The 24453-nt window shown below is 71.1% G+C and carries 21 protein-coding genes; 10 read left to right on the top strand and 11 right to left on the bottom strand.

Going from position 1 to position 24453, the window contains the following annotated elements:
• Positions 1–3: 3 nt before the first annotated feature.
• The 5 genes from ACGF0D_RS05090 to ACGF0D_RS05070 are packed head-to-tail and all read left to right on the top strand — an operon-like array spanning position 4 to position 3242.
• Entirely contained in the window at positions 4–321 is a 318-nt protein-coding gene (locus ACGF0D_RS05090; protein ID WP_063349526.1) for a bifunctional 3-phenylpropionate/cinnamic acid dioxygenase ferredoxin subunit, read from the top strand.
• A 6-nt stretch (positions 322–327) separates the two neighbouring features.
• Positions 328–1092: a Fe-S cluster assembly ATPase SufC gene (sufC, locus tag ACGF0D_RS05085; RefSeq protein ID WP_392878485.1), complete on the top strand. Its 765-nt coding sequence runs from the start codon at positions 328–330 to the stop codon at positions 1090–1092.
• A complete protein-coding gene (locus ACGF0D_RS05080) occupies positions 1089–2348 on the top strand; it encodes a cysteine desulfurase (RefSeq protein WP_392914027.1) in 1260 nt (419 codons plus the stop codon). Before sufC ends, ACGF0D_RS05080 begins: the two co-directional genes overlap by 4 nt.
• A gap of 20 nt (positions 2349–2368) precedes the next feature.
• Positions 2369–2821, top strand: a complete 453-nt coding sequence (gene sufU / locus ACGF0D_RS05075) for a Fe-S cluster assembly sulfur transfer protein SufU (protein ID WP_380455912.1) — start codon at positions 2369–2371, stop codon at positions 2819–2821.
• A 22-nt stretch (positions 2822–2843) separates the two neighbouring features.
• Positions 2844–3242: a metal-sulfur cluster assembly factor gene (locus ACGF0D_RS05070; protein WP_392878480.1), complete on the top strand. Its 399-nt coding sequence runs from the start codon at positions 2844–2846 to the stop codon at positions 3240–3242.
• 226 nt (positions 3243–3468) lie between these two features.
• On the opposite strand, the gene ACGF0D_RS05065 is transcribed toward ACGF0D_RS05070, so the two are convergent.
• Positions 3469–3930 (bottom strand): NUDIX domain-containing protein, encoded by a 462-nt coding sequence (locus ACGF0D_RS05065; RefSeq protein WP_392914026.1) that lies wholly within the window; start codon positions 3928–3930, stop codon positions 3469–3471.
• Between the two features lie 328 nt (positions 3931–4258).
• Here ACGF0D_RS05065 and ACGF0D_RS05060 point away from each other — a divergent pair, with 328 nt between their 5' ends.
• Positions 4259–4918: a Uma2 family endonuclease gene (locus ACGF0D_RS05060; protein WP_392914025.1), complete on the top strand. Its 660-nt coding sequence runs from the start codon at positions 4259–4261 to the stop codon at positions 4916–4918.
• A gap of 192 nt (positions 4919–5110) precedes the next feature.
• On the opposite strand, the gene ACGF0D_RS05055 is transcribed toward ACGF0D_RS05060, so the two are convergent.
• The 7 genes from ACGF0D_RS05055 to ACGF0D_RS05025 all read right to left on the bottom strand — a co-directional run bounded on the left by ACGF0D_RS05055 (position 5111) and on the right by ACGF0D_RS05025 (position 13296).
• Positions 5111–5965 (bottom strand): hypothetical protein, encoded by an 855-nt coding sequence (locus tag ACGF0D_RS05055; RefSeq protein WP_392914024.1) that lies wholly within the window; start codon positions 5963–5965, stop codon positions 5111–5113.
• 106 nt (positions 5966–6071) lie between these two features.
• A complete protein-coding gene (locus tag ACGF0D_RS05050; protein ID WP_392914023.1) occupies positions 6072–7052 on the bottom strand; it encodes a thiopeptide-type bacteriocin biosynthesis protein in 981 nt (326 codons plus the stop codon).
• Between the two features lie 7 nt (positions 7053–7059).
• Positions 7060–8238: a lanthionine synthetase C family protein gene (locus tag ACGF0D_RS05045; RefSeq protein WP_392914022.1), complete on the bottom strand. Its 1179-nt coding sequence runs from the start codon at positions 8236–8238 to the stop codon at positions 7060–7062.
• Entirely contained in the window at positions 8235–11297 is a 3063-nt protein-coding gene (locus ACGF0D_RS05040) for a lantibiotic dehydratase (RefSeq protein WP_392914021.1), read from the bottom strand. The genes ACGF0D_RS05045 and ACGF0D_RS05040 overlap by 4 nt, the downstream gene beginning before the upstream one ends.
• An 86-nt stretch (positions 11298–11383) precedes the next feature.
• Positions 11384–11530 (bottom strand): FxLD family lanthipeptide, encoded by a 147-nt coding sequence (locus tag ACGF0D_RS05035; protein ID WP_392914020.1) that lies wholly within the window; start codon positions 11528–11530, stop codon positions 11384–11386.
• A 64-nt stretch (positions 11531–11594) separates the two neighbouring features.
• Complete coding sequence (gene fxlM, locus ACGF0D_RS05030; protein ID WP_392914019.1) at positions 11595–12821, bottom strand: methyltransferase, FxLD system; 1227 nt, start codon at positions 12819–12821, stop codon at positions 11595–11597.
• Between the two features lie 28 nt (positions 12822–12849).
• On the bottom strand, positions 12850–13296 hold the full coding sequence (locus ACGF0D_RS05025; RefSeq protein WP_392914018.1) for an ATP-binding protein: 447 nt from the start codon (positions 13294–13296) through the stop codon (positions 12850–12852).
• A gap of 252 nt (positions 13297–13548) precedes the next feature.
• Between ACGF0D_RS05025 and ACGF0D_RS05020 the strand changes: the two genes are divergently transcribed.
• Positions 13549–14889 (top strand): hypothetical protein, encoded by a 1341-nt coding sequence (locus tag ACGF0D_RS05020; protein ID WP_392914017.1) that lies wholly within the window; start codon positions 13549–13551, stop codon positions 14887–14889.
• Here ACGF0D_RS05020 and ACGF0D_RS05015 read toward each other — a convergent pair.
• Positions 14886–15914 (bottom strand): NAD-dependent epimerase/dehydratase family protein, encoded by a 1029-nt coding sequence (locus ACGF0D_RS05015; RefSeq protein ID WP_392914016.1) that lies wholly within the window; start codon positions 15912–15914, stop codon positions 14886–14888. The genes ACGF0D_RS05020 and ACGF0D_RS05015 overlap by 4 nt on opposite strands.
• A gap of 276 nt (positions 15915–16190) precedes the next feature.
• Between ACGF0D_RS05015 and ACGF0D_RS05010 the strand changes: the two genes are divergently transcribed.
• Positions 16191–16664: an NUDIX domain-containing protein gene (locus ACGF0D_RS05010; protein WP_392914015.1), complete on the top strand. Its 474-nt coding sequence runs from the start codon at positions 16191–16193 to the stop codon at positions 16662–16664.
• An 832-nt stretch (positions 16665–17496) separates the two neighbouring features.
• Positions 17497–20157, top strand: coding sequence for an alanine--tRNA ligase (gene alaS / locus ACGF0D_RS05005; protein ID WP_392914014.1), 2661 nt, complete (start codon positions 17497–17499; stop codon positions 20155–20157).
• A gap of 62 nt (positions 20158–20219) precedes the next feature.
• On the opposite strand, the gene ACGF0D_RS05000 is transcribed toward alaS, so the two are convergent.
• Complete coding sequence (locus tag ACGF0D_RS05000; RefSeq protein WP_392914013.1) at positions 20220–20696, bottom strand: GNAT family N-acetyltransferase; 477 nt, start codon at positions 20694–20696, stop codon at positions 20220–20222.
• 412 nt (positions 20697–21108) lie between these two features.
• On the bottom strand, positions 21109–22443 hold the full coding sequence (locus tag ACGF0D_RS04995) for an MFS transporter (RefSeq protein WP_392914012.1): 1335 nt from the start codon (positions 22441–22443) through the stop codon (positions 21109–21111).
• Between the two features lie 359 nt (positions 22444–22802).
• On the opposite strand from ACGF0D_RS04995, the gene ACGF0D_RS04990 reads away from it, so the two are divergent.
• Positions 22803–24452 carry a hypothetical protein gene (locus ACGF0D_RS04990; protein WP_392914011.1) on the top strand — a complete coding sequence of 550 codons (1650 nt, stop codon included), beginning with the start codon at positions 22803–22805 and terminating at the stop codon, positions 24450–24452.
• Position 24453 lies beyond the last annotated feature (1 nt).

Raw genomic sequence — 24453 nt, 5'->3', positions numbered from 1 at the left:
ACGATGACCTTCCTCCGTGCCTGCGCGCTGAGCGACCTCCAGGAGGACGTTCCCAAGCGCGTGGACCTCAACGGCGTGCCGGTCTCCGTCGTCCGCACCGACGAGGGGGTGTTCGCGATCAACGACACCTGCTCGCACGCGAACGTCTCGCTCTCCGAGGGCGAGGTCGAGGACTGCATGATCGAGTGCTGGCTGCACGGCTCCAGCTTCGACCTGCGCACCGGCAAGCCGTCCGGCCTGCCCGCCACCAAGCCGGTCGCTGTCTACCCCGTAAAGATCGAAGGGGACGATGTGCTCGTCTCCGTCAACCAGGAGTCCTGAGTACACATGGCAACCCTTGAAATCCGCGACCTGCACGTCTCCGTGGACGCCGAGAACGGCCCGCGCGAGATCCTGAAGGGCGTGGACCTGACCGTCAAGCAGGGCGAGACCCACGCCATCATGGGCCCGAACGGCTCCGGCAAGTCCACCCTGGCCTACTCGCTGGCCGGCCACCCCAAGTACACCGTCACCGGCGGCTCGGTGCTGCTGGACGGCGAGGACGTCCTGGAGATGTCCGTCGACGAGCGCGCCAAGGCCGGCGTCTTCCTGGCCATGCAGTACCCGGTCGAGGTCCCCGGCGTCTCGGTCAGCAACTTCCTGCGCACCGCCGCCACCGCCGTCCGCGGCGAGGCCCCCAAGCTGCGGCTGTGGGTGAAGGAGGTCAAGGAGGCGATGGCCGCCCTCCAGATGGACCCGGCCTTCGCCGAGCGCAACGTCAACGAGGGCTTCTCCGGCGGTGAGAAGAAGCGCCACGAGATCCTCCAGCTGGAGCTCCTCAAGCCGAAGATCGCGATCCTCGACGAGACCGACTCCGGCCTGGACGTCGACGCGCTGCGGATCGTCTCCGAGGGCATCAACCGGGTCCGCTCGACCGGCGAGGTCGGCACCCTGCTGGTGACCCACTACACCCGCATCCTGCGGTACATCAAGCCCGACCACGTCCACGTCTTCGCGGGCGGCCGCATCGTCGAGTCCGGCGGCGCCGAGCTGGCCGACAAGCTGGAGGAAGAGGGCTACGAGGCGTATGTGAAGGGGGGCGCGTCCGAGTGACCCATCCGTTCACGGGACTGCTCGACACCGACGCCATCCGCAAGGACTTCCCGGTCCTCCAGCGGGTGCTGCACGACGACAAGCCGCTCGTCTACCTGGACAACGCGGCCACCTCGCAGAAGCCGCGCCAGGTGCTGGAAGCCCTGACCGCCTACTACGAGCGGCACAACGCCAACGTCCACCGCGGCGTGCACGTGCTCGCCGAGGAGGCCACGGCGCTGTACGAGGGCGCCCGGGACAAGGTCGCGGCGTTCGTCAACGCGCCGAGCCGCAACGAGGTGATCTTCACCAAGAACGCCTCGGAGTCGCTCAACCTCGTCGCCAACATGCTCGGCTGGGCCGACGAGCCCTACCGGGTGGACGCCGACTCCGAGATCGTCATCACGGAGATGGAGCACCACTCCAACATCGTCCCGTGGCAGCTGCTGTCGCAGCGCACCGGTGCGAAGCTCAAGTGGTTCGGGCTGACCGACGAGGGCCGGCTCGACCTGTCCAACATCGACGAGCTGATCACCGAGAAGACCAAGGTGGTCTCCTTCACCCTGGTCTCCAACCTGCTGGGCACGGTCAACCCGGTCGAGACGATCGTCCGCAAGGCCCAGTCGGTCGGCGCGCTGGTCGTCATCGACGCCTCGCAGGCCGCGCCGCACATGGTGCTGGACGTCCAGGCGCTGGAGGCCGACTTCGTCGCCTTCACCGGCCACAAGATGCTGGCCCCGACCGGCATCGGCGTGCTCTGGGGCCGGCACGAGCTGCTGGAGGACCTCCCGCCGTTCCTCGGCGGCGGCGAGATGATCGAGACCGTCACCATGGGCTCGTCCACCTACGCCCCGGCGCCCCACAAGTTCGAGGCCGGCACCCCGCCGATCGCCCAGGCGGTCGGACTCGGCGCGGCCATCGACTACCTCCAGGACATCGGCATGGAGAAGATCGCGGCGCACGAGCACGCGATCACCGAGTACGCCGTCGAGCGGCTGCTGGAGGTCCCGGAGCTGCGGATCATCGGCCCGCGCACGGCCGTGGACCGCGGCGCGGCGATCTCCTTCACCCTCGGCGACATCCACCCGCACGACGTGGGCCAGGTGCTGGACGAGCAGGGCATCGCCGTGCGCGTCGGCCACCACTGCGCGCGGCCGGTCTGCCTGCGGTACGGAATTCCGGCGACCACGCGGGCGTCGTTCTATCTGTACTCGACGCCGGGCGAGGTCGACGCGCTGATCGACGGCCTGCACCACGTCCGGAACTTCTTCGGCTGACGGGACGGGGCAGGACGACCATGAAGCTCGACTCGATGTACCAGGACATCATCCTGGACCACTACCGCAACCCGCACGGCAAGGGGCTGCGGGACGGTGACGCCGAGGTGCACCACGTCAACCCGACGTGCGGCGACGAGATCACCCTGCGGGTGAAGCTCGACGGCGCCACCGTGGCCGACGTCTCGTACGAGTCGCAGGGCTGTTCGATCAGCCAGGCGAGCGCCTCGGTGCTCAACGACCTGGTGGTCGGCAAGACCGTGGGCGAGGCGCAGGCGGTCCAGGAGGCCTTCCTGGAGCTGATGCAGAGCAAGGGGCAGGGCGAGGGCGACGAGGAGGTGCTGGAGGACGCGGTCGCGTTCGCCGGTGTCTCCAAGTACCCGGCCCGGGTCAAGTGCGCCCTGCTCAGCTGGATGGCCTGGAAGGACGCCACCGCCCAGGCGCTCGCCCAGAACCCCGCCGTGAACGACTGAACCCGTAGAGGAGGACAAGACCATGAGTGACGAGAGCACCACCACCGCCGGCACCGAGGCCTCCGCTGCGGAGGAGCAGCAGCCCGGCGTCATCGTCGGCACCACCGCCGGCACGGTCTCGGTCGAGGACCTGACCGAGGCCCTGATGGACGTCGTCGACCCCGAACTGGGCATCGACGTCGTCAACCTGGGCCTGATTTACGGCATCCACATCGACGAGTCCGACGTGGCCACCATCGACATGACGCTCACCTCGGCGGCCTGCCCGCTGACCGACGTCATCGAGGACCAGGCCAAGACCGCCACCGACGGCCTGGTGCAGGACCTGCGCATCAACTGGGTCTGGATGCCGCCGTGGGGCCCCGACAAGATCACCGACGACGGCCGCGAGCAGCTCCGCGCGCTCGGCTTCAACGTCTGAGGTCTTTCTGACGTCAACCTGCTGCCGCGCGACACCCACGGGGTCGCGCGGCAGTGGTGTGTCCGGGTCCCTTTCGCCTGTTGCAGGGAACACCCGCGCGGCATCCCCTTTGCTGCGCGGGTTCGCCGCCGTTCCCCACCGTCCACCCCCCACCCGCCTGCCGGCGGGTGCCCGCCCCTGCCTTCGCCGCGCGCCGCCTGGCCCGGCGGCGCGCGGCGACAGCCGCTCAGGGCTCCGGGCAGTAGGTCGGTGCACTGATGAAGCCACCGGTCCGATTCCCTCGTCCGACCACCTCGCGGAGGACCGCATCGATCTCTTGGGGGAGCAGGTTGATCGCGTCGAGGGATCCGGCGGTGAGGGGAATCTCTTCGAGGATGTACTCGCCTCGGCCTTCTTGGCTGAACTCGGGGCCGGTGCGGTTCTCGAAGCTCCACTTCTCGATGGTGGCGAGGTAGAAGTCCTGACGTTCGTCGTCCGTCTCGATGGTGTGGAGGAGGCCGACGATCTCCGCCTCGCCCGCGATTTCCTCGCGGACCTCCCGCAGCAGGGCCTCTTCGGGGCTGGCATCGGTCGGCTCGATCTTGCCGCCGACGATCACCCAGTACGGGTCGATGCCGGGGCGGATGCGCTTGATCAGCAGCGTGGTGTTGTTCGGGGTGAGGAGGATGGCGCGGACGCGGTGCTGCATGGTGGTCTCTTCCTGTCGCGATGGTCTCGGTGGTGTGGGGTGGGTCAGTGGAGGAGCCCGCCGCCGTTGACGTGCAACGACTGACCGGTGATGAAGGACGCGCTGGGACCGGCAGGTCGTTCTCCGCCTCGACCCGGATGGCTCCAGCCGCCACCCGGCGTGAGAAGCCTGATGCGCCGGCCCGGTCAGTCGCGCGCCATCGTCCGCAGACCATGCCGTCAACTTGCTGCTGTGCAAACCTCTCCTTCGAGGGAAACGTTTGCGCGGCAGTGGTATATCTGCGACCAGGCGGCCAGGCTGGTGCCGCGACCTCGGAAGGAGCGACGTGATGGCTGTGGAAGCGATCGGACACTGGACGTTGCCCGACTCGGCGTACGCCATGTGGGTCCGCGGAGAGCTGGCCGACCACCTGCGACTGCCCGACGACGGCACGCGGGTCGAGGTCGTCGGAGGGGAGTTCGTCGTGTCACCGGCGCCGGTCTACGCCCATGGAGGGATTCTCTCGGACATCCAGGAAGCGTTCCTGGCCGCCCGGCTCGCTGATGCGGGATTCCGGTGGAGGGCGGTTCAGGCGGTCAACCTGGACTTGGTCGAGATCGGCGATGGCTACATCCCCGACATGGTGATCGTGGACCGGGACACCGATGCGGCGAAGCGTGCCGAAGAGGTGTTGCACCTTCACGCGCACGAGATCGGTCTCGTGGTCGAGGTGACCTCCTCGTCCAACGCCCGTGACGACCGCCGCCCGGCGTTCGGAAGGCAGGTCAGGTCCACCAAGTGGAACGGGTACGCCCGGGGCGGGGTGCCGTACTACCTGTTGGTGGACCGGGACCCGCGGCAGTCCGGTGTCACGTTGTTTGGGGAGCCGGACCGGGGCGAGGGGACGTACGAGGTGCTCGGGGAGTGGAAGTTCGGCGAGTCCGTCCGGCTGCCGGAGCCGTTCGGCGTCGAGATCGTGACCGGGGCCTGGAAGTCCTGGAGCGTCTGAGATCCGCCGGACGACGAACGACGCTGCCGATGAAGAGGAGCGCGGGGGTGCCGGTCGGTGTACCGGGCGGCGACGACCAGGCCGAGGCCGGTGGCCAGGCCGGTCATGCCGAGGCGGTGACCATGCGGTCCGAGGTGGGCGGCACGCGGCGCTGATTGTGTAGCCCCTTCGGACCGGTGGGGACAGCGTGTCTCAGGCGGCGAGTTGTGCGGGCCGACTGCCGGCCAGTGCGGAGCGCAGGGCGGTTCGGACTCGGGCGGCACCTGCGGCCGCCACGTCCGCGCCCTGGCCGACCGTGGGGGTTCGGGCTGTCAGGCCGGCGCACGGGCGGCAGATGCCCGGTCGGGGCACGGGGTCGTGGCACGTGGCGCACTCGGCGTACCGGGCCGGTGGCCGCGTGGTGGGCTGGGCGGGAGGCATCTTGTGCTCCAGGCGGTAGCGGAGCACTGAGGCCGCCGAGTGCATCGGGACGGGCAGGCCCGGCAGCAGGGCGTGGGCGAGGTCGGCGTGGGTCGCGCCGCGCTGCAGCCACTGTGCGACGAGGGGAGCCAACTCCCGGGCCTCGGCCTCGCCGAGGCGCAGACGCGGCTCGGGCCGGATCACCCGGAACAGGGTGGCGACCGCTTCGCGGACCTCTTCGGAATCCGGAGGTGGTGGGAGGGTGGGTTCTTGCTGCCGGTTCTTTACTACAGAGCCGACTGCGCGACCGGTGCTCGCTCCACCGGACGCCGGAGGGGTGGCACTCGGCCGCGCGAGCTGCGGGGTGTCGTAGACGTGGGTCTCGGTGCGGATCGTGCCGTCCGGCATGCGGATCTTCTCGACGCGGTAGTAGCCCGCCTCGGTCAGCTCCTTCAGGGCCTTGCGGACGGCGCCGCGCCCTTGGGGGCTGGTGTCGGCCATGTGTCGGCCGTCCTCACGCCAGCCGTCCGGGCGGGAGAGGAGGTCCGCGAGCAGGCCGCGGGCGGTGTAGGACAGCCGCCGGTACTGCAGCACGCGGTTGGGCAGCACGGTGAAGTCGCGCACGTGGGCGTTACGATGGACGCGCATCGGGAGTTCGAGCTCCTGTTGCCGGACCCCGGGGTGTTGGTAGCACCGCCGGGGTCGCCTGTTCTTCGGTTTGCGTGCGGAACGTACCACTGCGGTTGACGTGGCGTCAGACGTTTTCCGCAACTTCGCCCCTTATGGGTGAAGTAGGGGCGCCGAGGATGTGGTTGCGCGCGGCGTGGGCGAGGGCAGCCTGATGTGAAGTGGCGATCGCCGCGCGGTTCCCGTGGAAGGCGATCATGTGCGCGAGGACGTCGCGCAGCCCACGGGTGAGGCCTCCGTGCAGGGCGAGGTCGGCGAGTTCGCGGCCCGCGCGTGCGAAGGCTTGGATGCGCTCGGCTTCCGCGTGGAGGGCTTGGCCAGGTTCGGTCATGGCGAGGGTGTCGGCGGACAGCAACGGTCGGATCTTGTCGGCGAACGGTTGCGGTAGGTCGGCCGGCGCCGGGCGCATGGCGGCGACCCGGGCCCAGACGTCGCCCTGCTCCGTCCACTCCTGACCCGCGGCGCGGAGCATCGTGCTGCACAGCAGGACGGACAGCTCTCGCCGCCCGACGCGCTGGGTGGTCGGCCGGCGGTCTTCGGTCAGGATGGCGCGGCTGTCGGTGTGGAAGAGGGCGTGGGCCGCGTCGACGCCCAACGCCCCTCCGAGGGCGGCGGTTTCGGGCTCGTAGATGCCGGGAGACCAGGATGCGATCGTGTGTTGGCGTTGGAGTCGGTCCAACTGATCACCGAGGTGGGCGCGAAGTGCGGGGTGAGCGGTTTGCAGGCGCACCCGCCAGTACGGGTGCTTGCGGACGTACCACCAGGAGGCGAGGGCGCCTCGGGCTTCGGCGTCACACAGCATGGGGGCGAGATGGGCGGCCAGGGTGGCTTCGGCGCTGTGCCAGTCGACCGGCTGAATGTTGACGTGGACCCAGGTGTCGGGCGGGGCGGAGATGGCGGAGCGTCCGGCGGCGCGGTAGGTCTCGGAGGCGGCGGCCAGCTCGGCGGCGTCGATGCCGAAGCGGGCGGCGGCTCGGGCGGTGTCGGCTCCGATGAGGACGGCGAGGACCGCCCGTTCCAAGCGCGGGTGTTCGCTGTGGTGGGCCATGGGTGGTTCAGGCGAGGAGCATGCAGGCGTCCCAGCCGGTGGCGGGTGCGCCGCCACGATCGGCCGCGTGCAGGGCCAGCCGTACTCCGGCGCTGCCGTCGAGGAATCTCGCTTCGCGAGAGGGAAGTCGGGCGTCGAGGAGTGCGCGCAGGGCGGGCAGGTGAGCGGTGAACTGGTCCGGGTGGGTGGCATCGTGGGCGGCACGGTGGACGGTGTGCAGGAGACCGGCGGCTCCGTGACACAGTCCGGCGTCGGTGATCCGGTCGAGCTGGGCGGGGTCGGTGAGGCAGCGCAGCAGGGCGTTCTCGGCGATGCGTTTGCGGTGGGTGTCGCCGAGGGCGATGGCGGCGAGCTGCTGGGCGCGGGCCTGACCGGGGGTGCCGTAACACCAGCTGGGTCGGGGCGGGCCGTCCTGGAGGACGGCACTGAGGCGGTGTTCGTCGGCGGTGACCCACTGGGGCCACCAGGAGCCGGAAGGGCCGGGCTGGCGGAAGGCGTCGAGCCAGTCGAGAACGCGCAGCATGGCGTCCGTGTGGCCCTGGACGGTGGCGCCCGCGCGCTTCGCGAGGGCCAGGAGGGCCAGGGGGCCCGTGATGCCGTGGGCGAGGCCGAGGTTGCCGTGGCCGCCGGGGAACGCGGCGGAGGTGCGCCCGGAAGGGTCGTAGCGCACCCACCAGCCGGGCAGGTCGGTGCCGGGCAGCGGTTGGGTGAGGCGGATGAGGTAGGCGAGGACGTCGTGCAGGGCGTCGCCATGCGGGTCGCGCTTGAGCAGGTAGGCGCCGAGTCCGGTGAGCCCGTACAGCAGGTCGTACTCGGCGGCGCGGGTGAACTCGCCGGAGTCGATGCGGGCGTGGGCCTGGTCGAGGCGGCGGTGGACGAGCCGATGGACGGTCTCGTCCAGGGTGAGCAGTGTTTTCGTGTAGCGCTCGCTGCCTGCGGCGGCGGTGTGGAGGGTGAAGGCGAGGGCCGGTGCGCCGATGAACAGGGCGGCGGCGTCGGAGCCGATGAGGGATTGGCTGGTGATGCCGGTCAGCCAGTCCTGGACGGTGCTCCAGACGGTGTGTCCGAGCGCGGCGCGTTCGGCGTGGAGCAGGGTGATGCCCACGGCGCCAGTGGCCAGGGACTGGGCGGCGTCTGTGCCGGCGGAGCCGCACGGCTCGGCACTGCGGGCGGTGGCGGGGCTCATCGGGGGCGGTGTCCTCGGTGTCGGTGAGTGAAGGTGAGCGCGGCGGCGCGGGCGAGGCGGAGACAGTCGCGCTCGCTGTCCTGGTCGATCCCGGCGGCACGGATGTGGTGCATGTGCAGGAGCGAGGCGAGGACGGAGTCCGGCTCGGGCCCGGTCCGGGCGCGCAGGGCGGCACGGTAGGCCTGTACGGCGGTGCGGCGTATCGCCCACGCGTGGGCGATCTCGGTTCCGGCTTCGGCGCGTAGCTCGGCCCAGGTGCCGCACGGGTCGGCAAGGCGCAGGCTCTGTGCGAGGACGGCCCGGTCGAGGGCCGGCGCGCCATCGGTGCGGGTGATGCGCTCTGCCAGCCAGGCCGCCCCGGAGGTGGTGTCACCGGTGAAGGCGGCGGCGAGGTCGAGGAAGCTGGCGGCGATCAGCGCCTGCGGGTGCAGATGGCCCGAGCTGGTGTGGCGCCGCTGGACGAGCGCGGCGGCCGAGTCGGAGACGAAGACGGCTTCGGCCTGCTCCAGCAGGGGGCCGGTTCCGTAACGTCCGGTCTCGGGCTGGTAGGTGTCCCATTGGACGCGGCCGGTGGCCAGGCCGGCGGCGTGCAGGCCGTTGGTCCAGGCGGCGACCTGTCGGGCGAGGTTCTCGAACGGGCCGCTCCGGCGAATGCGCAGGCGTAGGTGCGGTTCCGGGTCGCGGTAGGGGACGAACCAGCAGTCCGGGCCGTCGAGGGTGGCGAGCAGTTCGGGCAGACGGGCCAGGATCGCGCCGTGTCGGGCCGGCTGGGCGTAGACCTTGGCGAACGCCCAGCGGTCCTGCCTGCCGGCCGGGTGCTCGCCGGGAGACTCGGCGACGGCCAGCAGGTCCGCTGCCGGCGGCCGGAGCGGTTCCTGGAGAGAGACGAGCGGCAGGACGATCTCCACGGCACGGCCGTCCGCCCACCCGAGCTCCTCCGGGCCGGGAGCCTGCCGGAGGACGGCCTTGCCGCTGCGGCTCAGGTAGGCGCGGAGCAGCTGCCGGTGTGAGCGCTGGTCGAGGTCGAGCCGCAGGCGCTGGTCACCGGCACCGAGGTCGACGTGCGCGGGGATCCGCAGACGGCGTCGTACGCGGTCGAAAGCCCGCTCCCACTCCGCGGGGCTGTGGCCTCGGGCGGGGAGATCGGCGGCGTTGAGCCGCCACCGGGCGGCGGCCAGGATGATGCGTCCGTGCCGGACGGCCGGCAGCACGGGCAGGGCTTCGGCCGTCGCGCCCCAGGAGAACGGGGCGAGGACGGCGGCGCGGGCACGGGGCAGCTCGGCGAGGAACCGGGCCAGCGGGTGGGTGAAGTTCACCGCCTCGACGGCGTTGAACACCGCCGGCTCGATCACCTGCCCGGTGGTCCGGGAGAGCAGGCGGATCCGTCGGGCATCGGCGGTCACCAGCAGCTCCCGCAGCGGCAGTGTCCCGGGCGTGTGCTCGGCGACGGTGATCACGTCGTCCAGGACCTGCGGTGTGCGGGCGACGTTGTCGGTCCCGGTCCACAACGGCGGGGAGGAGACCTGGGCACGGCGGGCGTCGGCACTCAGGGTGGGGGCGTCGCGAAGCCCGGCCGCGAGGCGGCTTAGGTCGGCATGAGGCAGGTGAAGGAACCGGCCGATGGTGGTGCCCGCGCCCTGTGACAGGCCGGTGACCACCAGGCGGAAGTCGCGGTCGTCGAGGTGCTGTCGGCTGGCGGCGTGGATCCGGACGCACAGGTCGAGGTGGGGCGGCAGGTGGTCGGCCTGTTCCGCGCCGAGCCGGGGCAGCAGCTCGGGGAGGTCGACGGCGTCCGCCGCGTCGAGGGCGGCGAGCTGTGCGGCCTGGACCAATTGCCTGTCACGGGCCGTGGCCGTGGCCGTGGCGGTCGGCGGCTCCAGGACACTGGTGCGGTACCCGGCCGGGAAGCCCAGCCCGGTGTCGGGGTTCACCAGGTCCAGCAGCGGCACGAGCGCGCCGATGCCGTACCGCTCCAGGAATCGGAGATGGTAGTCACGCCAGGCCGGAGAGCCGTTGGGGTGGGGGCTCGCCTGCGCGAGCAGAGCAGCGGCGGTCTCCGCTTCGCGGGCCACCGTGTGCGGGATGACCAGGTCGGCACCGAGCCGGAGGTCGACGGCGAGACCGGGACGATCGGCTCCGTCGGTCAACTCCCTTAGGCGGGCGCGCTCCTGGCGCTGCTCGCGGCTCGGGGTCAGGTTGTGTAAGGCGACCCTGCGGTCGACATCGCCGAGCAGCCGGACAAGGCCTGCAATGCTGGGAATCGACTCGGCCTCGGCCTCGATGAGCCGGTCCAGGACGTGCTTGAGCGGGTCGCGCGCGGTCATCGGAGGCCGCAGGGCGGTGATCAGGACGCCGTGGTGGACCAGCTGTGCGAGCATCCGGTGGGCCTGCGCGGGGCCGGCGTCGGGATGGGCGTCGAGTACGAGCTCGGCCAAGTGGCCGAGCAGGATCGCTTCTTGGGCCGCATCGACAGCGGTACGAACAGGTCCGGTGAGGCGTAGGGCGACCTCGGCGGGCGCCTCGGAGCTCTGGCGGTGGTTGGGGCGGCGAAGCGGTACGACCAGGTGGTCGCCGCGCGTCGTGCAGGTCTGTTCGGCCGTCACCGGCAGGCGCAGCAGCAGTGCGGGGTCGTGCTCCAGCCGGTTCAGTACCTCGGCGAGCCAATGGGCATCCGGTCGCGCGATGGCGTGGTGCTCCGAGCCCCAAGTGCCGTTCAGTGCAGCGCTGATCCGTACCGGCGCGACGCCGGCGAACAGGCCGAAGGGTGTGGCGCGGTGACGCTGCCGCAGTAGGTAGCGGACGAGCGTCCGACCGGCCTTGTGGACGGTGCGAGGAGTGCGCACGCGGCCGTCGACGACCTCTTCGATGCGTGCGGCGTACGCGGGGTTGGCCAGGTGGACGGCCTCGGCGAGCCGCAGGTCGGCCCAGGTGTCGGAGATCCAGGACCGCCACACCTCCGCCGACCCGGGGGCGGCGTCGAGGTCGGGCCACGGCCGGACCGTGGGAGTGCCGGTGTGCGCGGCGGCGCGTAACAGCGCCACATCCAGTGCCCGGTACATGCGCGCCTCCATCTCGGGGCCGGTGGGGTCGTGTCCGGCCTGGCGCCGGGGCCGTGCGGGCCCCGGCGCCAGGCTGCGGATGTGGGTCAGGCGATGCAGCCGCTGTTGGAACAGGCCGACTGGCAGGTCTGCCCGCAGCCGTCATCGGTGCTGCTCATCAGCTCGCCGATCACGGGGCCCTGTTCGATGATCGTGACGTCCAGCTCGAAGTCGTTTTCCTGGGTCTGGGCCATGTCTCCTACCTCCTGGCGGAGTTGGGGATGGGTGAGGTGGTGCTTCACCTGACGTCGGGGCCGGTCACGGCTTTCCGGGCCAGGAGATGGTGATGCGGGTGTGGGTCTTGTCGACCACACGGCCCGCGGGCAGTCGGTCGTCCGGAGTACCGGCGGGGTGGATCTCGAAGCGGGCGCCGGGGCCGCCCCGGTGCTCCTGGTCCCAGACGTGGATCTCGTGGACGAGGCGGGCGGCGGCAGTGCCGGCGGCCGGGCCGTGCCCGTACGCGCCGAGCTCGAAGCGGGTGCGGGCCTCGTCGGTGGGGCGGACGGTGCGGTAGGCGAGGGTGCCGCCCACCACGACCGTGGCCACGCCTAGGGGGGAGGCGGACGCGACGATCCCCTTGGCCCGGGCGGCCGGTGTGGCGGTCAGCCGGGTGTGACCGTCCAGCGCGGTGGCCAGCCACAGGTCCAGGTCGTCGATCGGCTCCTCGCCGCCGACCGTCACCCCCGACCACACCTCCTGGCGAGGCGTGGCCAGTGCCGCGCTCAGGGCTTCGACGTCGACCTGATCGCCGTCGTCGAGCCGCAGCCCGACCTCCTCGCCCGGCTCGTCGTGCAGCAGCACCAGGCGCTCGCGGTTCTCCGCCGCTCCCTGCATCGGCACGAACCCGCACAGCTCGTAACCGATGCTCACCAGGTGGTCGCCCGCACGGACGAGGACGAGCGAACGCATCAAGCCGCGAACGCGCAGCGGCACGACGATCCGTCCACCGGGGGCCAGTTGCTCCACCCAGGCCGGCGGAACGTCCGGAGCCCCGACGGTGACGACGATCAGGTCGAACGGAGCGTGCTCCGGGACACCGAACGCGCCGTCGGCGGTGACGACCCGGACGTGCTCGTAGCGGGCGTCATCGAGCAGCCGGCGGGCACGGCCGGTGACCTCCGGGTCGATGTCCATGGTGGTGACCGCACCGTCGGGAGCGACGAGTTCGGCGAGGTAGGAGGCGAACATGCCGCCGGATCCGATCTCCAGGACGTTCTCTCCGGGCCTGGGAGCCGCCTGCTCCAGCATGAACGCCTGGATGCGCGCGGCGGAGACGGAGCTGATGGCGAGCCCGTCCGTGTCGCGCTTGGTCACCACGGCGCGTTCCGGGTCGTAGGCCTCGGTGGGCTGCGCCTCGGGGGCGAACCGCTCGCGTGGGACACGGCCCAGGACCTCGGCGATCCGCTCGGTACGGATCGTCCCGTCCTCGCGCAGCGCCGCCACCATGGCGGCGCGCAGGGTCTCCGGGGCGGGTTCGGTGTTCACGATGTCTCCTTGGTATTGATGCCGTTCGCTACAGACAGCGGGGGCGAGCAAGGGCGTCGGCGACTCGAACGCTCGCCCAGACCTTCTTGGTCGTGGCCGCCAGCTCCTCACCCATGGCGTGCGCCAGACCCTGGACGAGGAGGAGTCCGCGACCATGTTCGTCGTTGCGGGCGGCCTGAACCTTCTTCAGCGGAAGGTCGGGCCGGGAGTCCAGGACCTCGATGCGGAAGTAGCCGTCGGCCTCGTCGATCTGCACCCTGACGACGTCGCCCGACTCGCTGGCGTGCCGGATCGCGTTCGTCGTCAACTCGGCGAGGATGAGCAGGACATCGCGAACCCGTTCGTTGTCGACGTCCCACCCCCACTCCCCGAGCTTGGAACGCGCGATGCGGCGTGCCGTGGGAACCGCGGTCACCTCCGCCGGGAAAGAGCCCTCCCAGCGGCGGAGAGACCTCTCTCGTCCGATGGCCACCATGTGCATCGCTCCGATCGGCAGGAGCGCTTGAACGCTCCGGTCTTGGTTTGCCTGCGGGGACCAACCTTGGCCTGGTGGCGAGGACAGAACTACGGGCAGACCTTGGACACTTGCTCTCCTTTGGGGTGATGGGTAGAGACAATCCGCGGACAGTTCGTAGACACTTCCGCATCACCCGTACGAGCTGTGGCCCGGCGGTGGTAGGCAGGGAGCAGACGCAGTCCGCACCGGGCTGCGGCGAAGGGAACCGCGATGAACCTGTTCGATGCCCTGGTCACTGAGTCCGGCATGGACTTCCGCGGTTTCCTGGCCGAGTACAGGCGGGCTGCCGCGCTGCTCCACGAGCGGACCGGTGATCTCGCCTTCAGGAACGTCGACCTGACGGACAAGAGCTTCACGCGGTGGCGCTCCGGTCAGGTCGCCCGGCCCCACCACCCGGCGCCCGCGATCCTCAAGCAGATCTTCGGCAGGCCGGTGGAGGAGCTCTTCGCGCCCTACAGCGACGAGCAGGAGCAGCTGCTGCGCGCGGTACCGACTCCTGTGTTCGATGAAAGAGAACTTGTTATGACTGCACGCGATGTCCGAGCCCACGCCGCCGACGCGGCCTCACAGCTTCTGCCTGACCTCACCCTCGACCAACTTGAGGACGACCTGGTGACCACGGCGCAGGCGTACACCAGCACTCCACCCCACGAGATATTCATGCGGGTCAAGGAACTGCTCGGTCTCGCCACCGTCATGCTTGACCGCACTCAGCTGCCATCCCAACGGAGCCGTCTCTACGTCGTAGCCGGCCAGGCATCGGCGATCCTCGGGGGCTGTGCGTTCGACCTCGGTTCCATGCCGACGGCTGTCGAGCTGATGCGGGCCGCCGCGCTCTACGGTCAAGTGGCAGAACACGGGCCGTTGCAGGCGTACACCCGTGGCTACCTGGCGCTGCTGTACTACTGGGATGGCAATCCTGCTCAGGCGGTGCGCCAGATCACGTTGGCCCAGTCCTTTCCCGGTGTCGGAGCCACCGGGCGGGCCAGGCTCGCAGCGATCGCAGCTCGTTCGCACGCGCACCTCGGGCGGCGGGAAGAGGCCCATGCGGCGATTGAGCTCAGCCTGGCAGAACGGGGGCCTGCGACGGATGATCTCCACGACGGGATCGGCGGCGAGTTCCACTTCAGCGTGGAGCGCGTCGCGATGAGCAACAGCTCGACGCTGTTGGTCCTCCGGGACGGAGCCGGGGCGGAAGCGTCCGCCCGGAAGTCGCTGGAGTTGATCGCCGGCCAGGCATCGTCCTCTACTCCGCTGGCGGTCGCCGCAAAGGCGGGTGCGGATCTGGCGGCTGCATTGCTGATGCGTCGTGATCTCGACGGTGCTGCCGAGGAGATGGGACGGGTGCTGTCCATGCCAAGGGAGTGGCGTAGTGCCGGTCTCGTCAACCGGGTGAACGCAGTCCGGGTCGAGTTGGTCTCACCGACCTATCGGGACGCCGTTGTCGCCCGTGACCTGGTTGAGAGGATCGACGACTTCACGCTGGTTGCCGCACCGCGCATCACGGGGCCGGGCGCGGTGCGGCTTGCCATCAACGGGTCCGGTAGCTAGTCAACTGTCGACAGGATGGCCTTCTCCTTCTCCGGGGAGATCCCGTGCTCGTCCCAACGCTGGTGCGGCACGGGCACGTTTCCCTGCTGGAGCCAGGTCCAGGTGTCCGCGACGGTTTCGGCGAGCGGTCGGCAGCGGAAGCCTGCCGTGAGCGCCGACGAGGAATCGATGGCCCAGACGCCTGGGTGCGTGCGCCAGAGCGGGATCTCCGTCCACTGACGGAGACCGCTGTTGAGCAGGACGTCATCCGTGACCCACGTCAGCTCGCCGGAACTCCCGGTCGTATCCATGCAGGCAGTAAGGAATCCGCCCATCGTCTCGCGGCCGACCGGTGCGGTGACGTTGTGCACCTGGTGACCGACCACCTGGGTTTGGTCGAGCGCGAAGGCAGCTACGTCTCGCACGTCGGCAGGTTGGATCGACTTCGCTGGATTGCCGGGTGCGAGGATGCGGCCTCCTCGTTCGGCACGGCGCAGCCACCACGGCAGCCTGCCCACGTACTCACCGGGCCCGAGGATGACTCCGGGCCTGAGCAGGCTCGTACGGGTGAGACCGAAGGCCTCGGTCACCGCACGCTCAGCACCGGCCTTCTGCTGTCCGTAGTGGGCGTTAGGTCCGGTCCATCCTTCGGGCAGCTCCCCGTATTCCGGGCCGGCGTCGGCCGGTGCCTCCAGCACGGGCGAATCCACGGTCAGGGGCTCATTGGGCCACCCCTCGTACACCGACACGGTGGAGATGTAGACGTACCGGCCGACGACCGGTTCCAGGGCCCGGGTGCCCGCCAGGACAACACGCGGCGACAGCTCCGAGGCCGAGGTGTCGATCACGGCGTCCCACGGGCCGTGATCGGTCAGACGTGCCAGGTCTTCAGGGCGTTCCCGGTCGCCGTGCACGGCGACCGCTCCAGGCACCGGGATGCCAGACTGCCCACGCGTGAACGTGGTCACCTCCCAACCTCGTTCCAACGCGCAACTCACGACCGCGCGGCCCAGGAACCAGCCGCCACCCAGCACGAGAATCCTCATACGCCGATCCTGCCAGCCGGGCGTCTCCGTCCGCAGCTGTGCGAGATCAGGCTTTTCGCATCAGTGCGTGGAAGAGCCGTTCGGCCTGACGGTTTTCCGGCCTGGCGGGTCGCCAAGGAGCTGGCCCCCGAGCAAGTCCGCTACCACTTCATCCCCCGACATCTGGTGACCGACCGGGTCCGCCAACAGTGCGGCAAACCAAGCTATTTGCTGGCAGGCGTCGCCCAGCGGCTCCAGATCGTCGCGTGACGCGGCTGGGTGGCTACAGTCGTCGCCATGAGCGACTCCCAGTCCCATGAGGTCGTGGCCAAGCCCCGTACCGCCGCCGGCGTGCTCTTCTTCGACGAGGACGACCGCGTCCTCCTGGTGAAGCCGACGTACAAGCCGGGCTGGGAGATCCCCGGTGGCTACCTGCACGCCGGGGAGACCCCGAGCGAGGGTGCGGCCCGGGAGGTCAAGGAGGAGCTTGGCATCACCCCGCCGATCGGCCGCCTGCTCGTTGCGGACTGGGCACCTCACCCCACCGAGGGCGACAAGCTCCTCTTCGTCTTCGACGGCGACGTCCTTTCCGCCGACGAGCTCGACAACATCACCGTCGACCAGGTGGAGATCGGCGAGTACGCCTTCCACGCCACCGACCAGCTCGACGAACTCCTCATCCCGCGCCTCGCCCGCCGCGTCCACGCCGCCTGCGCGGCCAGGACCCGGTCCGAGACCGTCTACCTGGAGCACGGAGCGGCCCGGCTGTAGGGCCATGCCGCACTCCGCCCGCACCGACTTCCCGCCCCCGGCAGGGGAGTCGACGCCGAACCGGTCCGTCAGTGCGAGGACGAGCGACCGTGCGACGGCCGGAGAGGGGCTCGTCCTGCTGAACCGGGCCGAGGCATGGGCGGCCAAGTGCGGTATGCCCCACCAGCGGAGGAGGTCCAGGGCAGCTGGGCCGGCTTCCAAGCTCGCCCTTCTTGAGGAGAGGCCGTCAACCTGCTGCCGAGCGAACCTCTCCTTCGGACGAAGGGGTTGCGCGGTGGTGCCTGTCGCACCGAGGGCGGGGGCGGGCAGCCGCCGGCAGGCGGGTGTGGGGTGGATGGTGGGGAACGGTGGTAGACCTGCTCACCGCAGCGGATGGCGCGCGGGTGTTCACCTGGCGGTGGGCGAAGTGGGGATGGGTGGGCGCCGCTCGTGGACGAGCGCCGCTGCCTGGGACTACTGGAGTAGTCCCAGGCAGCGGCGTTTCTCGTACGGGTCAGGTCGTCGGCCCGGGCTTGCGGGCAATGGCGCTGACCACGCCGCCTTCGTCCTGCCCCTCCTGGTCGGCATCGGCCGACAGGAGGACAACTCCAAGCGATCTTGACTCCGAACCCGCTACTGTTGGTGGCGCAGTCGCAGCGGACCGTTTGCGTCGTCGCTGTCGGCTGCGCTACCTCAGAGCGACGGATGCCGGAGTCATGGTCTACACCGTGGGGGCGCGAGCTATCTGCGCCGAGCTGGAGAACTGAGAACCACTCAGTCCTCGTTCTCGGCCCGGCTCGGCGTGTGATCACCCCCCACCTCTCCGCGACTCTTCCGTGAGGGCCATACCGCCATGCGCTCGACGCAGATCCGCTCCACTTTCCTGGACTTCTTCACCTCGCGCGGCCACCGCCACGTCCCGTCCAGCCCGCTCATCCCCTCCGACCCGACCCTGCTGCTGGCCAACGCCGGCATGAACCAGTTCAAGCCCTACTTCCTGGGCGAGGTCACCCCGGAGTACCCCCGCGCCACCACCATCCAGAAGTGCGCCCGCACCTCCGACATCGAGAACGTCGGCCGCACCAACCGGCACGCCACGTTCTTCGAGATGATGGGCAACTTCTCCTTCGGCGACTACTTCAAGGCCGACGCCATCGCCTACGCCTGGGAACTCCTCACCCAGGGCTACAACTTGGAGAAGGACCGCCTCTGGATCACCGTCCACCAGGACGACGACGAGGCCGAACAGCTCTGGCGCAAGATCGGCGTCCCCGCCGACCGCATCCAGCGCCTGGGCGCGGACAACTTCTGGGACATGGGCGTTCCCGGCCCCTGCGGCCCCTCCTCCGAACTCAACTACGACCGTGGTCCGGCCTTCGGCCGCGAAGGCGGACCGGCCGTCGACGGCGAGCGGTACGTCGAGATCTGGAACCTCGTCTTCATGCAGTCCCTGCGCGGCGAGGACGACGACAACGGCACCTTCCCGATCCTGGGCGACCTCGCGCGGCAGAGCATCGACACTGGCCTCGGCCTCGACCGCCTTGCCGCGATCCTCCAAGACGTCGAGAACGTCTGCGGCACCGACCTCCTCCTGCCGACCCTCACCACCGTCCAGGAACTCGCCGGCCGCGACTACCCCGGCAGCGGTTCGGGCAGCGAGGAGAAGGTCTCCTTCCAGGTCGTCGCCGAGCACGCCCGCTCCATCGCTTACCTCATCGCGGACGGCGTCTTGCCTTCCAAGGACGGCCGCGGCTACGTTCTGCGCCGTCTGATGCGCCGCGCGATCCGCCACGCCCGGCTGCTCGGCATCGACCAGCCCGTCCTGGCCCCGGTCACCGCCAGCGTCATCGCCAACCTCGGCGACGTCTGGCCCGAACTGGTGGGCCAGGCCTCCCTCATCGAGCAGGTCGTCACCGCCGAGGAGGAGTCCTTCACCCGCACCCTCGCCCAAGGCACCCGGCTGCTCAACGCCGCCATCACCCGCAGCCGCGAGGGCCGCTCCATCACCCTCACCGGCGATACCGCCTTCGAATTGCACGACACCTACGGCTTCCCCGTCGAGCTGACCATCGAGGCCGCCCGCGACGCCGGGTTGAGCGTCGACGAGGACCGCTTCACCGCCCTGCTCGCCGAACAGCAGAAGCGTGCCAAGGCGGGCGGCAAGGCCAAGACCGCCGAGGCCCTGCGCCGCCTGGACGCCTACCGCGAGCTGTCCGCCCGCCACGGCCGCACCGACTTCACCGGCTACGACCGCCTCGACACCGAGGCCACCGTCCTCGGCCTCGTCTCCGATGGCACCGTCGTGCCCGGCGCCGACCAGGGCAGCACCGTCGAACTGGTCCTGGACCGCAGCCCGTTCTACGCCGAGTCAGGCGGCCAGGTCGGCGACACCGGTACCATCCGCACCGCTGGCGGCGCGCTCCTGGAGGTCCTGGACACCAGGCTCGGCCTGGAGGGCTTCCACGTCCACACCGTCCGCGTCCGCGAGGGCGAGATCCGCACCGGCGAGCAGGCCGAAGCCCTCGTTGACGGCCCGCGCCGCGACGCGGTGGCCCGCTCCCACTCCGCCACCCACGTCCTGCACGCCATGCTCCGCCGCACCCTCGGCGACCATGCCCGCCAGCACGGCTCCCTCGTCGACGCCGGTCGCTTGCGCTTCGACTTCGCCCACTTCTCGTCTGTCGACCGCATCCAGCTCGCCGCCATCGAGGCCCTCGTGAACGACCACCTCCTCGACGACCCCGAAGTCCGCATTTGGCACGCCACCCGCTCCGAAGCCGAGGCTGCCGGAGCCACCGCCCTGTTCGGCGAGAAGTACGGCGACCACGTCCGCATCGTCGACATCGGCGACTTCTCACGCGAACTCTGCGGCGGCACCCACATCGGCCACGGCTCCAACGCCGGCCCTGTCCGCATCCTCGGCGAAGCCTCCGTCGGCTCCAACCTCCGCCGTATCGAAGCCCTCACCGGCCGGGACGCCCTGAAGTACTACGACACCGAGCGCCGCCTCCTCGACGAACTCTCCACCCTCCTCGGCACCCGCCCCCAGGACGCCCCCGACACCCTCCGCAAGCGCCTCGACGCCCTCACCACCGCCCACCAGGAACTCGCCCGCCTCCGCGAGGCCGAGCTCCACACCCGCGCCCAGCAGCTCGCCGCCTCCGCCCACACCGTCCCCGGCGGCCGGATCGTCACCGAAAAGGTCACCGGCCTCGGCCCCGCCGAGCTCCGCACGCTGGCCACCAACATCGCCGACCTCCTGGGCGACGACCAGGCCGTGGTCATCCTCGGCACCGAACACGCCGGTAAGGCCCTCCTCGCCGCCGCCATCACCCGAAGCCTCCACGACACCGGCACCCACGCCAGCCAGATCCTCATCCCGGCTGCCCGCACGGTCGGTGGCGGAGCCGGCGGCAAGGGCCCCGCCGCCAGCGCCGGCGGACGCCACACCGGAGCGCTCGACGAGGCGCTCGCCATCGCTGCCCAGGACGCTGCCCGAGTGCTCGGCCAGTAGCTCGGAGCCTTCGCGCGGGCGGCTGATCTCCTTCCAGCTCGGAAGAGCATCGGCCGCTCGCTTCACCTCTCGCGCCCGACCTCCGCGAGGTCTTTCAGCAGGACCACGCTCTGGTAGTTGGTGACATCCCACCGCCACGTCCCGACCGGCACGTACCCCCGCCGGCGGTACCAGCCGACCAACTCGACCGCGTCGGCCGATGTGTCGATGATTACCGTCCTGGCCCCGAGACCAGCGACGCGCTCTTCCGCCAGCGCCAGCAGACGCTGCCCAAGCCCCGTTCCGCGGTACGTAGGATCCACTGCCAGTTGCCAGAACGAGCCGGCTCCCGCTGGTACCGGATATCCGGTAGGCATCGTGTACGGGGCCGCCACCGTCACCGATCCCACGAGCTCCGTGCCTCTGCAGGCAACCCAGCACTCGCCCGCACCCAGCCGATGGGCCGTGTCCTGCACGGACTGGTAGGACGCGAAGAAGACCCTGCCGGCAGCCGCGTGATCAGCGTAGGCGCGATGGAGCAGGGTGGTCAGCTCTTCCACGGAGTCACCGGCAGCAAAGCGTCTCACCGTGACGTCGCTGGCCAGTGGGCCTGTCACACGTTCCATCGCTCACCGCCTGTCGTGGCCGACCAGCCCTGGTTGCGCCGCCCCTGCACTCCTCCATATTGGAATGAAATGGCACAAATAGGGTCACTGGCCGGGGAGGTCAGATCCATCTGTGCCGCGCGCCGCCCGGCCGGGCGGCGCGCGGCCAGGCCCGGGGCGGGCACCCGCCGGTAGCGGGTGGGGGGTGGACGGTGGGGAACGGCGGTGAACCTGTTCAGCGAAGCAGATCGCGCGCGGGTGTTCACCCGGCGGCGGGCGAAGTGGGGATGGGTGGGCGCCGCGGATGGACGAACGACGCTGCCCGGGACTTCTTCGGAAGTCCCGGGCAGTTTTTCGTGGGGTGGGGTCAGGCCGTCGGCTTGGGCTTGCGGGCGATGGCGAGGGCCAGGGCGGCGCAGAGGGCGGCGGCGAGGGCGGTGAAGCCGCTGACGGCGGGGAGGAGGCCGTAGCGCTGGACCAGGGCGCCGAGGGCGATGATCGGGCCGGAGCTGCCGAGGTAGACGATGACCCAGAGGGAGCTGAGCTCGGAGCCCCGGCGTTCGGGGTTCATCGCGGCGACGGCGCCGGTGAACAGGGAGCGGTAGGCCACGCCCTGGGAGATGCCGCCGAGGACGCTGCCGATGAAGAGGAGCGCGGGGGTGCCGGTGTACCCGGCGGCGACGACCAGGCCGAGGCCGGTGGCCAGGCCGGTCATGCCGAGGGCGGTCACCACGCGGTCCGAGGTGGGCGGGACGACCAGCTGGGTGGCGGCCGAGGAGCCGAGCAGGAGGGCGGCCACGATCGCGCCGACCAGCTTGGAGTCGGTATGCAGCAGGTTGGCGGCGAAGGCCGGGGCGAGGCTGAGGTAGACGCCGAAGACCGCGTAGGAGACGAATCCGGCCGTGGCGGCGAGCAGGAACTCCCGGCGGCCGGTGCGCGGCAGGCGCAGGCGCTGCGGGCGCAGGTGGGCCGGGGTGGTGATCCGGGGCGGCGACGCCGGCGGGCGGTTGCGGCCGGGCATCCGGGGGTGGAGGAGGGCGAGCGGCACGCAGAGCGCCACCAGGGCGATGGCGTGCAGCAGGAAGGGCGTCAGCAGCGGGTCGGAGCCGCCGGCCAGCAGGGCGCCGACGACCGGGCCGAGCGCGACGCCGCCCGCCGAGCAGGCCAGGGTGATCTTGGCGGCGAGGGTCGGGCGGTCGGGCAGCAGGTCGCCGAGGGCGGCTCCGGCGGCGCCGGTGGCCAGGCCGACCGCGATGCCCTGGACCGCCCGCCCGGCGGCGAGCTGCCAGAAGCTGCCGGCGGTGGCGAACACGACGTCGCCCATGGCGGACAGCGCGACGGCGGGCAGGATCAGGGCGCGTCGGCCGAGGTGGTCGGACCAGTGGCCGACGACGGCGAGCACCGGGATCAGCGCGAACACGTAGACCGCGAAGAGGACCGTGGTGTCGAGCGCGGTGAGGTTCAGCCGTTGCTGGAGCAGCGAGTAGATCGGGGTCGCGAGGTTGGCGCCGATCAGCATCAGCAGCAGGGCGGCGGCCACCAGGCCGACGCGGACGCCGCGCAGCGCGTTCCAGCGGCTGATCGTGGCGAGCTGGAGCTGGGCGCGAGGCGCGAGCTCCAGGGGAAGCAGGGCCTCCGACAGTCGGCGTCCGTCGAGCTGCGCGGTGCGCAGGCCGGAGCCGGCGGGGGAGAGGTCCGCCATGGCAGGGGTCTCCTGTGGCCGGGCACCACCGGGGTCGGCGGGGTGTGCCGGCGCGCCCGTCCGGAGGCGCTGTGGTGGTGGCCGCGGGTGAGGGCTCCCTGGTGGGGCGAGGTGAGCTGAAGAGGGCCCCTCCGGCCCGGGGTCGGGTGGAGGGCGGTGGGCTTCGTTGCCCCGGTGGCACGCGCGGGGTGTGCGCGGTACCAGACCGAAGGATAAAGGGTAGGCGTACGCCCACGGCGCGCGCCCCTGGACGCGCCCCACACGGCCGGGCATCGGGGGTGCCCGACCTATACGCTGAGGTGGTGGATCGGTACGCGGCGCTGTTTGGCTGACCGCTGGCTGAGGGAGAGCGCACAACGATGGCCGGACGACGTCGCAAGAACACCGGGGCTCCGGCGGGTGAGGGCAGCACCGAGGCCGTGCTGCCGGCCGACCTGGAGCTGCAGGACCTCTACGGGGCGTTCGCCGCGCACGGGCTGGACGACGAGGACCTGGACGACGCGGCCGTCCTGGTCCCGCCGGTGAAGCTGCCCGCCGAGCGCGAACTGGCCGAGCAGGCGAAGGCCGTACCGATGTTCGGGTACGCGCTGGCGCTGGCCCGTTGGGCCGCCCCGCACCGGGCGGTGGACGAGTTCGGGGACCTGGTCGAGGAGGACCGCGCGCCCGCGGCCCGGCTGCTGGGCCTGGCCCCGGCCGAGGGCGAGGTGCCCGAGGAGGCCGAGGTCGAGGCGCTGCGGGCCTGGTCGCTGGCCTGCGACCTGGACCTGGTGGAACTCGGCACGACCGCGGAGGGCGAGCACGTCGCCGTCCCCGGCCCGGACCTGGAGCCCGCCGAGCAGGGCGACCCGGAGACCGTCCTGGAGCTGTGGCTGACCGCCGCCGGGATCGTCCGGGAGCTGGCCGTCGAGGCGGACTCCGTCCCGGAGGAGGCCGAGGGCGAGCCGGCCGGGCTCGGCGGGGCGGGCGAGGGCGCCGAGCCCGCCGGGGAGGTCGAGGAGGACGAGGACGCGCTCTCCGAGGTCGAGGAGGCCCGCGACGAGGCCGCCGAACTGCTGGACGAGGCCCTGCAGGTGCTCTACGAGACCACCGCCTTCGCCGAGCCGGGCAACGAGACCGTGCCGCTGGGCGTGCTGGCCGCGCTGCTGGTGGTCCCGGAGGGCGAGGAGCCGAGCGAGGAGCTGCTCGGTGACATCACCGACGTGATGGTCGCGCTGGACCCGATGCTGGGCGACCTCGCCGAGCTCGGCCTGCTGGAGTACCGCCCGATCGACCCCGAGCTGTTCGACGAGGAGGACGGCGAGGAGCCCGCCGTGGTCGGCGAGGAGCCGCTGGACGAGGAGGAGTCGGCCCGGTTCGGGCTGGTCCGGCTGACCCCGCTCGGCCAGTACGGCATCCGGCAGTGGCTGCTGGAGGACGGCTACGACGCGCCGCTGGTCGGCGACCTCGCCAAGGGGGACGCGGCCGAGCTGCTGCGCGGGGTGTGCGAGTCGGCCAACGTGCTCCCCGAGGAGGAGCTGCGGGTGTGGACCGCCGACCGCGAGCCGGTGGCGGCGGCGCGCGAACTGCTCGCGGCGGCGCGCGGCGCCGACGGCTACGGCCCGCTGCGCCGGATGCTCTGCGTCTCGGCGCTCAACCTGCTCGGGCCGGACGCGGCGCCGGCCGTCCGGGAGGTCATGGACGACCCGGAGCTGGGCGGTGCGGCACGGGCCTGGCTGACCGCGCAGGGGGCGACGGACGTGCCGGTGCCGGACCGGGCGATGGCGCTGTGGACGGTGGTCGACACCTTCGCCGCCCAGCTGCTGGACAACGGCGGGGACGCCGAGCTGCTGCGCGAACTGATCACCGACCTGCCGGTGAACGGCGATCCGGCCGGGTGGTTCGGCGAGCTGTGGCGGGTCGACCACCCGTACACGGCGGACGTCCTGGAGGCCATCGGGGAGCTGCACCCGGACCGGGCGCTGGCCAAGGAGGCGCGCAAGGCGGCCTTCAAGGCGCGCTCCAGGAACTGAG

Source organism: Kitasatospora sp. NPDC048298 (assembly GCF_043201465.1).
Taxonomy (GTDB): domain Bacteria; phylum Actinomycetota; class Actinomycetes; order Streptomycetales; family Streptomycetaceae; genus Kitasatospora.
This window is presented reverse-complemented; position numbering and strand designations above follow the sequence as displayed.

What these genes read in the sequence shown, in the direction of transcription:
- ACGF0D_RS05090 (WP_063349526.1), top strand. Translation starts at nt 4, where the DNA reads ATGACCTTCCTCCGTGCCTGCGCGCTGAGCGACCTCCAGGAGGACGTT.
- sufC (WP_392878485.1), top strand. Translation starts at nt 328, where the DNA reads ATGGCAACCCTTGAAATCCGCGACCTGCACGTCTCCGTGGACGCCGAG.
- sufU (WP_380455912.1), top strand. Translation starts at nt 2,369, where the DNA reads ATGAAGCTCGACTCGATGTACCAGGACATCATCCTGGACCACTACCGC.
- ACGF0D_RS05070 (WP_392878480.1), top strand. Translation starts at nt 2,844, where the DNA reads ATGAGTGACGAGAGCACCACCACCGCCGGCACCGAGGCCTCCGCTGCG.
- ACGF0D_RS05065 (WP_392914026.1), bottom strand. Translation starts at nt 3,930, where the DNA reads ATGCAGCACCGCGTCCGCGCCATCCTCCTCACCCCGAACAACACCACG.
- ACGF0D_RS05060 (WP_392914025.1), top strand. Translation starts at nt 4,259, where the DNA reads ATGGCTGTGGAAGCGATCGGACACTGGACGTTGCCCGACTCGGCGTAC.
- ACGF0D_RS05055 (WP_392914024.1), bottom strand. Translation starts at nt 5,965, where the DNA reads ATGCGCGTCCATCGTAACGCCCACGTGCGCGACTTCACCGTGCTGCCC.
- ACGF0D_RS05050 (WP_392914023.1), bottom strand. Translation starts at nt 7,052, where the DNA reads ATGGCCCACCACAGCGAACACCCGCGCTTGGAACGGGCGGTCCTCGCC.
- ACGF0D_RS05045 (WP_392914022.1), bottom strand. Translation starts at nt 8,238, where the DNA reads ATGAGCCCCGCCACCGCCCGCAGTGCCGAGCCGTGCGGCTCCGCCGGC.
- ACGF0D_RS05040 (WP_392914021.1), bottom strand. Translation starts at nt 11,297, where the DNA reads ATGTACCGGGCACTGGATGTGGCGCTGTTACGCGCCGCCGCGCACACC.
- ACGF0D_RS05035 (WP_392914020.1), bottom strand. Translation starts at nt 11,530, where the DNA reads ATGGCCCAGACCCAGGAAAACGACTTCGAGCTGGACGTCACGATCATC.
- ACGF0D_RS05025 (WP_392914018.1), bottom strand. Translation starts at nt 13,296, where the DNA reads ATGGTGGCCATCGGACGAGAGAGGTCTCTCCGCCGCTGGGAGGGCTCT.
- ACGF0D_RS05020 (WP_392914017.1), top strand. Translation starts at nt 13,549, where the DNA reads ATGAACCTGTTCGATGCCCTGGTCACTGAGTCCGGCATGGACTTCCGC.
- ACGF0D_RS05015 (WP_392914016.1), bottom strand. Translation starts at nt 15,914, where the DNA reads ATGAGGATTCTCGTGCTGGGTGGCGGCTGGTTCCTGGGCCGCGCGGTC.
- ACGF0D_RS05010 (WP_392914015.1), top strand. Translation starts at nt 16,191, where the DNA reads ATGAGCGACTCCCAGTCCCATGAGGTCGTGGCCAAGCCCCGTACCGCC.
- alaS (WP_392914014.1), top strand. Translation starts at nt 17,497, where the DNA reads ATGCGCTCGACGCAGATCCGCTCCACTTTCCTGGACTTCTTCACCTCG.
- ACGF0D_RS04995 (WP_392914012.1), bottom strand. Translation starts at nt 22,443, where the DNA reads ATGGCGGACCTCTCCCCCGCCGGCTCCGGCCTGCGCACCGCGCAGCTC.
- ACGF0D_RS04990 (WP_392914011.1), top strand. Translation starts at nt 22,803, where the DNA reads ATGGCCGGACGACGTCGCAAGAACACCGGGGCTCCGGCGGGTGAGGGC.